The sequence below is a fragment of the Maricaulis virginensis genome, from assembly GCF_027922185.1.
GTDB lineage: Bacteria > Pseudomonadota > Alphaproteobacteria > Caulobacterales > Maricaulaceae > Maricaulis > Maricaulis virginensis.
The window spans coordinates 280,877-290,444 of sequence record NZ_BSFE01000005.1 but is presented as its reverse complement, the minus strand read 5'-3'; the positions used below and the strand labels follow the sequence as shown (position 1 = coordinate 290,444).

6 protein-coding genes are annotated in these 9,568 nt (G+C 65.6%); 1 reads left to right on the top strand and 5 read right to left on the bottom strand.

What is annotated here, in order from left to right; all coding sequences use genetic code 11:
* Positions 1–183 precede the first annotated feature (183 nt).
* Complete coding sequence (locus tag PKE71_RS11205; RefSeq protein WP_271187061.1) at positions 184–576, top strand: hypothetical protein; 393 nt, start codon at positions 184–186, stop codon at positions 574–576.
* Between the two features lie 83 nt (positions 577–659).
* Here the strand turns inward: PKE71_RS11205 and cysN are convergent, their stop codons facing one another.
* From cysN to PKE71_RS11180, 5 genes are all read right to left on the bottom strand, one after another.
* A complete protein-coding gene (cysN, locus tag PKE71_RS11200; RefSeq protein ID WP_271187060.1) occupies positions 660–2,555 on the bottom strand; it encodes a sulfate adenylyltransferase subunit CysN in 1,896 nt (631 codons plus the stop codon).
* Entirely contained in the window at positions 2,555–3,523 is a 969-nt protein-coding gene (cysD, locus tag PKE71_RS11195; RefSeq protein ID WP_271187059.1) for a sulfate adenylyltransferase subunit CysD, read from the bottom strand. Before cysD ends, cysN begins: the two co-directional genes overlap by 1 nt.
* A gap of 147 nt (positions 3,524–3,670) precedes the next feature.
* On the bottom strand, positions 3,671–4,798 hold the full coding sequence (locus tag PKE71_RS11190; protein WP_271187058.1) for a DegT/DnrJ/EryC1/StrS family aminotransferase: 1,128 nt from the start codon (positions 4,796–4,798) through the stop codon (positions 3,671–3,673).
* A gap of 102 nt (positions 4,799–4,900) precedes the next feature.
* A complete protein-coding gene (glmS, locus tag PKE71_RS11185) occupies positions 4,901–6,724 on the bottom strand; it encodes a glutamine--fructose-6-phosphate transaminase (isomerizing) (RefSeq protein WP_271187057.1) in 1,824 nt (607 codons plus the stop codon).
* 63 nt (positions 6,725–6,787) lie between these two features.
* Positions 6,788–9,568, bottom strand: a 2,781-nt coding sequence (locus tag PKE71_RS11180) for a glycosyltransferase (protein WP_271187056.1), incomplete at its 5' end; no start/stop codon positions are given.

Sequence of the window (9,568 nt, the reverse complement as noted above, 5' to 3'; positions counted from 1 at the left end):
GGCCCGCAAGGGACCCGGGTAAATCTCCGTGTGCGGGATGCCTCCGGCGCCACTCACACAAACACATAAAACCCCGGCTCCGGCCGGCATCCCGCACTCCCTCATACCGCCAGGCGAAACCGCCGTGGCGATAAAGGCGCACGCGCGCCGGTTCATCCAACCGCAGACCCGAAGGACACCGACATGTCGAGAAAACGCCCCTCCCCGCACCGTCGCGCCCGCCGCAGCACCCCGCCGGAAGAGCGGCCGCCCGAAGTCCTGATGAAGATCGTCGAGGGCATCACACCGGGCCGCGCGGCAGAGATATCTTTCGACAGTGCAAAAATGGCCTTGATGGACCAGGAGATGGGCCGGGCCGAACGCTGGCTCGGCCTGTCTCACCGTTTCGTCCTGCTCGGTCAGCGCTTGCATGCCCTCAACAAGGCAGACGACGACGCCCAGTATCTCGCGGAGCTCCGCGCATTCGGCGAGACCAATCTGGAAGAAGCGGCCCGCGAATGCGGGATCGATATCGATGCGGTCCTGCGGCGGGTCGAGGGAGCGGCCAATGCCGGCCTGGACGAAACGCCCGACTGACACGCGTCAGGCCGGGCACACAGCAAAACGCCGCCGCAGGTCAGCCTGCGACGGCGCTTGTACGGTCTGGCGATCCGGCGGGCCTAGCCGAGCCGGCCCATCTCCCTGAGCTTGGCGATCACCTGGTCGGCGGCCTCTTCGGCCGAGATCTGCGAGGTGTCGACCCGGATTTCCGGGTTCTCGGGCGCCTCATAGGGGCTGTCGAAACCGGTGAAATTCTTGATCTCGCCGGCCTGGGCCTTCTTGTAGAGCCCCTTCGGGTCGCGCTGCATGCAGACTTCCAGCGGGGTGTCGATGAAGACCTCGACGAACTCGTCGCCCTCGACCAGTTCGCGCACCATGCGGCGCTCGGACCGGAAGGGCGAGATGAAGGAGCAGGTGACCAGAAGGCCGGCATCGACGAACAGTTTCCCGACCTCACCGATGCGGCGGATATTCTCCACCCGGTCCTCGTCGGTGAAGCCCAGATCGCGGTTCAGCCCGTGACGCACATTATCGCCGTCGAGCGAATAGGTGTGGTGACCGGCCGCCGCCAGCTTGCGCTCGACGATATTGGCGACCGTCGACTTGCCGGCACCGGACAGGCCGGTGAACCACAGGATGGCCGGCTTCTGGCCCTTGATCCGGGCGCGGTCGGACTTGGTCACATCCATCGCGTGATGGTGGATGTTCGAGGCACGGCGCAGGCCGAACTCGATCATCCCCGCACCCACCGTCTGGTTGGTGAAGCGGTCGATCAGGATGAAGGCACCCATGTCCCGGATCTTGTGATAGGGGTCGAAGGCGATCGGACGGGCGGTCGACAGATTGCACTGGCCGATGCCGTTCATCTCCAGCTTGCGGCTGGGCTTCTTCTCATAGGTATTGATGTCGACGCGGTATTTCAGCGACGAGACCGTCGCCGGCGTCGTCGCCGTGCCGATCTTCAGAAGGTAGGAGCGTCCCGGCAGCAGGTCGTCGCCGGACATCCACAGCACTTCGGCCGCAAACTGGTCGGTCACCTCCGGGCGCGCCTCGGCCGCCGCGATGACATCGCCGCGGGAAATATCGATCTCGCGGTCGAGCACGAGCGTCACTGCCTCGCCGGCCACGGCCCTCTCCAGATCGCCATCGGCCGTGACGATACGCTCGACCGTCGCCGTCAGGCCGGACTGGGCAATGACAATGGCGTCGCCGGGCTGCACCGTGCCGGAGACGATGGTGCCGGAATAGCCCCGGAAATTCAGATCGGGCCGGTTCACCCACTGCACCGGCATGCGGAAAGGCTCGTTCTGCACATCGCTGTCGATATCCAGCGTCTCGAGATGTTCCAGCAGGGTCGGACCCTGATGCCAGGACATGCTCTCGGAGCGATGGGTGACATTGTCGCCATAGCGCGCCGACATCGGGATCGGCGTGATGGTCTCGAAGCCCAGATCGTCCGCGCTCTTGAGATAGTCGGCGACAATCTCGTGGAAGCGGCCGCGGGCATGGTCGACCAGGTCCATCTTGTTCACCGCCAGCACGATATGGCGGATCCCCATCATGCGGGCGATATAGGTGTGGCGCAGCGTCTGCACGAGCACGCCCTTGCGCGCATCGATCATCATCACGGCGACATCGGCGGTCGAGGCGCCGGTCGCCATGTTGCGCGTGTACTGCTCGTGGCCCGGCGTGTCGGCGACGACGAATTTGCGCTTTTCGGTCGCGAAGAAGCGGTAGGCGACATCGATCGTGATGCCCTGTTCGCGCTCGGCCTCGAGCCCGTCGAGCAGAAGGGCGAAATCGATCTCGTCACCGGCGGTACCGTGCTTGCGGCTGTCCTTTTCCAGAACGTTGATCTGGTCCTCGAACAACAGCTTGCTGTCATAGAGTAGGCGGCCGATCAGGGTCGACTTGCCGTCGTCCACAGAGCCGCAGGTCAAGAAGCGCAGCACGCCGCGCTGGCCGGATTGGGTAAGACGCGCGATCACGTCGGCGCGCGAAGTCTGGACGGTCATCAGAAATATCCCTCGCGCTTCTTCTTCTCCATCGAGCCGGCCTCGTCATGATCGATCAGGCGGCCGGAGCGTTCCGAAGTGCGTGCTGTCAGCATTTCCAGCACGATCTCTTCAAGGGTCGTGGCGTTCGACATGATCGCGCCGGTCAGCGGATAGCAGCCCAGCGTGCGGAAGCGGACCATCTTGAGCTCGGGCTTTTCGCCTTCCTTCAGCGGCAGGCGCTCATCGTCGACCATGATGGTCTGGCCGTCGCGCTCGACCACCGGACGCTCAGCAGCGTAGTAGAGCGGCACGATCGGGATGTCCTCTTCCAGGATGTATTGCCAGATGTCCAGCTCGGTCCAGTTGGACAGCGGGAAGACGCGGATCGACTCGCCCTGGCGGATCTTGGTGTTGTAATTGCGCCAGAGTTCCGGGCGCTGGTTCTTCGGATCCCAGCCGTGATTGCCGTCGCGGAACGAGAAGATGCGCTCCTTGGCGCGGGATTTTTCCTCGTCGCGCCGGGCACCGCCGAAGGCCGCATCGTATTTGTGGCGGTTCATCGCATTGCGCAGCGCCTCGGTCTTCATCACCTGGGTGTGGACCTGGGAGCCGTGATCGAACGGGTTGATGCCGCGGGCCCGGCCGTCCTCATTGATCTCGACCCGGATCTCCAGCCCCAGCTCCTTGGCGATGGCATCGCGGAAGGCAATCATCTCGCGGAACTTGAAGGTGGAATCCACGTGCTGCAGCGGAAAGGGCGGGCGCGAGGGATAGAAGGCCTTCAGCGCCAGATGCAGCATCACCGCGCTGTCCTTGCCGATCGAATACAGCATGACGGGATTGGCAAACTCGGCCGCCACTTCCCGCATGATGTGGATCGATTCCGCCTCCAGCGCCTTGAGATGCGCGGACAGCGGACGCTCGCGCGTCTTCGCCGACTTGAAGCGGTCGGCATACGCCCGGACCGTGGCCGTGATATCGCTCATGTCACCCTCAACCTTCGCGGATGGCACGTCGATATTCCGGCCAGCCTCGCGTCAGGCCGATGTAGGACAGCTCAGCGCGGATTGCCACCCGCAGAAGGGCTTTTCGGCTGCACCGCGTACGGTATCAGCAGCCGGGCTCGGTCCGCATCACCCGCGGAAACCGGTCACCGCCGCCACGACCCGGTCGATATCGCCCCCGGGCATGTCCGGATGCATCGGCAGGGAGACGACCCGGCCGGCCGCTGCCTCGGTCACGGGCAGACCGCCCGGCGCGACCGGATAGGACGCATACGGCGCATGCAGGTGCAGCGGGATGGGATAGTAGATCGCCGTCGGCACACCCTGTTCGGCCAGGTGCGCCCGGAAGCCGTCGCGGTCGTCGACCTCGATCGTGTACTGGGCCCAGGTCGACTGGGCGCCGTCGATGACTTTCGGTGTCTTCACGGCATTGCCGAGCCGGCTGTTATAGGCGTCCGCCACGCGCTGGCGCATCTGGATCTCCTCGGCGAAGACCTCCAGCTTGGCCAGCAGGATCGCCGCCTGGATCGTGTCGAGACGCGAATTGATCCCGATACGGGCATATTCATAGCGCGATGCGCCCTCGCCATGGACGCGGACCGATTTCATCGTATCGAACAGGGCGTCGTCCTTGCACAGCACCGCGCCGGCATCGCCATAAGCGCCCAGCGGCTTGGCCGGGTAGAAGGACACGGTCAAAGCGTCGGCCCAGTTCAGCGAGGCCTTGCCGCCCAGCGTCGAGCCATAGGCCTGGGCACAATCGGAAACCAGCTTCAGACCGTGCTCGCGGGCAATCGGTTCCAGCGCCGGGTAGTCGGCCGGCTGGCCGAACAGGTCGACGGCGATCACCGCTTTCGGCGTCAGCTCGCCCTTTGCCTTCACATCGGCAATGGCCGCCGCCAGGCTTTCCGGCGACATGTTGTAGGTGTCCGGATCGATATCGACAAAGACCGGCGAAGCGCCGGCGAGCACCACGACTTCCGCCGAGGCGGCAAAGGTGAAGGACGGCACGAAAACCGCATCGCCGCGGCCGATACCCCAGGCCATCAGCGGGATCAGGATCGCGTCGGTGCCATTGGCGCAGCTCAGCGCGCGGCCCATGCCGGCGAACTCCGCCAGCTTCGCCTCCAGCTCCCCGACTTCCGGCCCCAGGATGTAGCGCCCCTCATCGAGCACTTTCATCACCGCCGCATCCATGCGGTCCTTGATGCGCGCCCGCTGGGCCTGAAGGTCGATGAAGGGGATCATGTCGGTCATGAGGGAACACCTTTCGGCGCCGCGCCGGCGGGCCTTGTCGCTGCGGTATACCGGTGCGCTATAAAGGCGCCCTCCTGCCCCGCAAAGTCACGAAACATTTCGCTATTCTACGGTCACCGACTTGGCGAGATTGCGCGGCTGATCAACGTCGGTGCCCTTGTGAACGGCAACGTAATAGGCCAGCAGCTGCACCGCCGTGGCGGCCACGATCGGCGCGGCCAGCCCCTTCACGTCAGGCAGTTTCAGGATGGCGCTCGCCTCGCTGTCCAGCTCGTCCGCACCGGCCTTGTCGGTGATCGCGATCACCCGGGCACCGCGGGCCCGCACTTCCTGGATGGAGGAGCGCGTCTTGGCGAACAGGGCGTCGTGCGGTGCGATGGCGACCACGGCGACATCGTCCTCGATCAGCGCGATCGGGCCGTGCTTGAGCTCGCCGGCGGCATAGCCCTCAGCATGAATATAGCTGATTTCCTTCAGCTTGAGCGCGCCCTCCAGGGCCAGCGGGAAAAACACATTGCGGCCGAGATAAAGCACGATGGAAGCATGGGCGAGCTCGGTCGCGAGCTGGTCGATCTCCTGCTCGATGGCGAGCGCAGCATTCATCTGCGCCGGGATCGCCATCAGCGATGCGACCTCGGCTTCCACAGCTTCCGGCGACAGCTTGCCACGCTGGCTGGCAGCCAGCACGGCGAGCGATGCCAGCGCGGCGAGCTGGCAGGTGAAGGCCTTGGTCGAGGCGACGCCGACTTCCGGTCCGGCCAGCGTCGGCACGACGACATCGGCCTCGCGGGCCATCGAGGAATGCGGCGTGTTGACCAGGGCGATGGTCTTCAGGCCGGCCGCCTTGCACAGGCGCAACGCTTCCAGCGTGTCGGCGGTCTCGCCGGACTGGGAGATGAAGAGCGCCGCGTCACCGGGCAGGAAAGCCGGGTCTCGATAGCGGAATTCCGACGCGATATCATTGTCGACCGGCAGGCCGGCCATCGCCTCGAACCAGTATTCGGCGATAAGACCGGCATAGGAGGCCGTGCCGCAGCCGACAACGAGAAGTCGCGACATGCCGGCGAAATCGATCCCCTCGACGGGGCGGATCCGGCCGGCCTCGGCATCGACATAGGCGCTCAGCGTCCGCCCGACGACTTCCGGCTGCTCGTAGATTTCCTTCTGCATGAAGTGGCGGTGATTGCCTTTCTCCGCCATCGCCATGGAGGCCGGCGCGGGATTCACCGGCCGTGCGACCGGTTCGCCGGACGGCGCACAGATCTCGATACCTTCGGGACGGACGAAAACCGTATCGCCATCTTCCAGATAGATCACCGTGCGAGCCTCGCCGGTGATCGCCATGATGTCCGAGGCGAGGAAGCCGGAGGTCTCGCTCGTTGCTGCGACCAGCGGGGCACCACGGCGGGCCCCGAGCAGCAGACCGTCCTCGCCCTCGATGATGGCCGCCAGGGCGAAAGCCCCCTCAAGCCGCCCCAGCGTCTCGAGCCAGGCGCTACGAGGATCGAGCCCCGTCTCCAGATACCGGTCCAGCAATTGCGCCACGACTTCGGTGTCGGTCTCGCTGGCAAAGCTCCGGCCTGCGGCCGACAATTCCGCGCGCAGGGCCTTGTAGTTCTCGATGATGCCATTGTGCACCAGGCTGACCCGGCCGGCCCGGTGCGGGTGGGCATTGCCTTCGGTCGGGGCGCCATGGGTGGCCCAGCGCGTATGCCCGACGCCGGTGCTGCCGGCCAGGGGCGCATCGGCGAGTTTGCCGGTCAGATTGCTCAGCTTGCCCTCGGCGCGGGCAATCGACACCTTGCCCTGCGCCCCGACGATCGCGATGCCGGCGGAGTCATAGCCGCGATATTCGAGCCGCTGCAGCCCTTCGAGAATGCAGCGCGCCGCATCCTCGTGATTCACGACGCCGACGATTCCGCACATGCCCTTGCCTCCCGGCTCTCAACTCACGCTCCGGCTGTAGTGCGCTGCAGCATCACCAGCCAATCACTTCCCGTTCCCCGATGTTTCAATCGCAGACCGTGCCATGCCGAGGCGTTCTGTCATCGCCAGGATCTGGGCCCGCAGCGCCCGCCGCGAGGTGATGCGGTCGGCATAGGCCAGGCCCTCTTCCCGATAGCGACGCCATTCGGCCTCGTCCTCGAACACCTGCAGGATTTGCGCCGCCAGCGCCTCGGCCGTATCGGCAACGGCGATCTCGCGCCCGGCCTCCAGCTGCATGCCCTCCACACCGACCGAGGTCGACACGCAAGGCACACCGGCCGCCAGGCTGGCTGCGACCTTGCCCTTTGCCCCGGCGCCCACGCGAAGCGGTACGACGCTCAGCCGGATGCGATTGAAATAGTCGGGCAGCGATTCCACGAAACCGAGGACGGAAATCCCGTCGCGGCCATGCAGGCGCTTGTAGCGGTCGGGCATCTTGCTGCCGGCCAGCGCGAACTCGGCCTTGCCGTCAACGGCCCGCACCCGCGGCCAGACCTCGTCGAGGAACCAGTCAACCGCATCCACATTCGGCGGATGCCCGAAGCCACCGATAAAGCCGATGCTGCGGCGTTCGGAGAAGCCGGCCGGGGTCGGCTCGGCATCATGGATCAGCGGCAGCAGCATGACCTTGTCGGCGCCGAGTGCGGCCTGCAGGATTTCAAGCTCGACCGTCGAATGGGTGAGTACGAGGTCAACGGCCGCCATCACCGCCAGCTCGCGCTCCCGCGTCCGCTCGGCCTCGCGGACCGCATCGGCATCGCCGCTGAGTTCGGCCTCGCGCATCTCGCGCAGATAGTGCAGATCGGCATTGAGCAGCACGACCCGCGCCTGCGGCGCATACTGGCGGATATCGGTCAGCGTCCGCTCGGCTGTGGGATAGCGGTGCAGGAAGACCAGGTCGAACTCGCCGCCACGTTCGGCCGCAAACGGTGTGAAGCGCGAATAGAAGGGGTGGTAGATCGTCTCGATCCCGGCCCGCTGCAACGGCGCGGAGAACTCCCGCGTCCACAGGAAATTGTCCTGCGGCACGAAAGTGACCTTGAAGCCCGAGGCCTGCAGGCCGCGCATGCATTCGACGGCCACCACCGAGCCCGCATCATGATCCGGCTCCGGCGTGGTGATATCGACGAAGAGCGCTCGCTGGCGGACCGACCGCTCCTTTTCCAGCTGGGGCAGCTGGCCATTGGGACGGTGGCTCTTGAGGACCTCCGACCAGCGTTCCCTGAAGCGCTCCAGATTGGTCACCTGGTGGGCCTTGATACCGCTGCCCGTATCCGTGCCCGAGGACACGCCCTCGAAGTGCAGCAATTGCGAGCGTGGCTGCAGCAGCGTGCGATATCCCGCCTTGCGCAGGCGGAAGGCCAGATCGGCGTCCTCGGCATAGGCCGGCACGAAAAGCTCGTCGAACCCGCCCATCTCGTCCCAGACCGCGCGCGGCAGGGCGATCGCCGCGCCGGAGATGTAGTCGACCTCGCGGGCATAGCTGAATTCCGGCCGGCGCGGATCGTCGAACCGGCCCAGATTCCAGGCCGACCCGTCCTGCCAGAAAATCCCGCCGGCTTCCTGCAGACGGCCATCCGGATAGATCAGCTTGGATCCGGCCATGCCGATCGTCTCGTCACCGTCCAGTGTGGCAACGAGTTCGTCCAGCCAGCCCGGCAGGACCAGAGTGTCATTGTTCAGGAAAACGAGGATCGATCCGCGCGCTTCGGCCGCCGTGGCATTGCAGTTCCGCACAAAGCCGAGATTGGGATCGTGGCGGATCCAGCGCACATTCGGGATATCGACCTTCGCCGCCGCCAACGTGCCGTCGCTCGATTTGTCGTCGCCCACGAGGATCTCGAAGGAGACCGATGGCGCAGAGCGGAACACGCTTTCGATACAGGCCAGGGTGAAGGCGATCTGGTTATAGGCCGGCACGATGATCGAGACACGCGGCGCGTCGGTGGCGGCCGGCGCCAGCGCGGCCAGGGACTGCGCCCAGTCGCGCGCCGTCTCGTCCGGCGTGACCGTGGCGATGGCCGGCATGCCCTCGCGCTGGAAAGGCAGCTGGTATTTCTCGATCAGGCCCGTTGTTGTCGCGGCGGCGCCAGACCCGAACTCCTCGCCCAGGAATCCGGCCAGCCGGTCGAGCGGCGGCAGGACCTGATCCACGCCCTCTGCCGTCTCCCCTTCCGTCTGGACCACCGGCAGATCGTGACGGGCGGACAGGCGTGCTGGCAGCTGCAGGGTAACCGTCCACCAGACAAGCTTCAGCCCGCGCCGCGTCCACCGCGTCAGCCATGGCATCCCCCGCAACATGCGACGCAGCGGATCGGTCGCCCGCCAGATGGTCGAGTTCTCGATCTGCGCCAGCCGCTGGGCGACATGATCGCGTTCCAGCCGCAGCGCAATGCGCTCACTGTCGGCCTGCCGGTAGGCCACCTGGGTTTCGGCCAGCTCCGCTTCCAGACGATCTGCATGCTCGCGATAGGCCTGCACCGACGCTTCGAGCGCTTTGAAGTCGGAGACAAGGGTCTCGAGCTCCGAAGCGAGGCGATCACGTTGCGCTTCCAGCTCGTGAATATAACCCTGCGCGGTCTTTGCACGCGCATCGGCTTCGGCCTGATCGGCCCGCGCTTTTTCAAGATCGGCCTCAAGACCGGAGATGACCGTCTGTGCGGACGCGGCCCGCGCTTCCGCATCCTCCTGGTCGCCCCGGGCTTTCTCCAGGTCCGTCTCAAGACCGGTAATCGTCTCCTGCGCGGCCTTCGCCCGGTCTTCGGCATCCTTCTGATCCCGCCG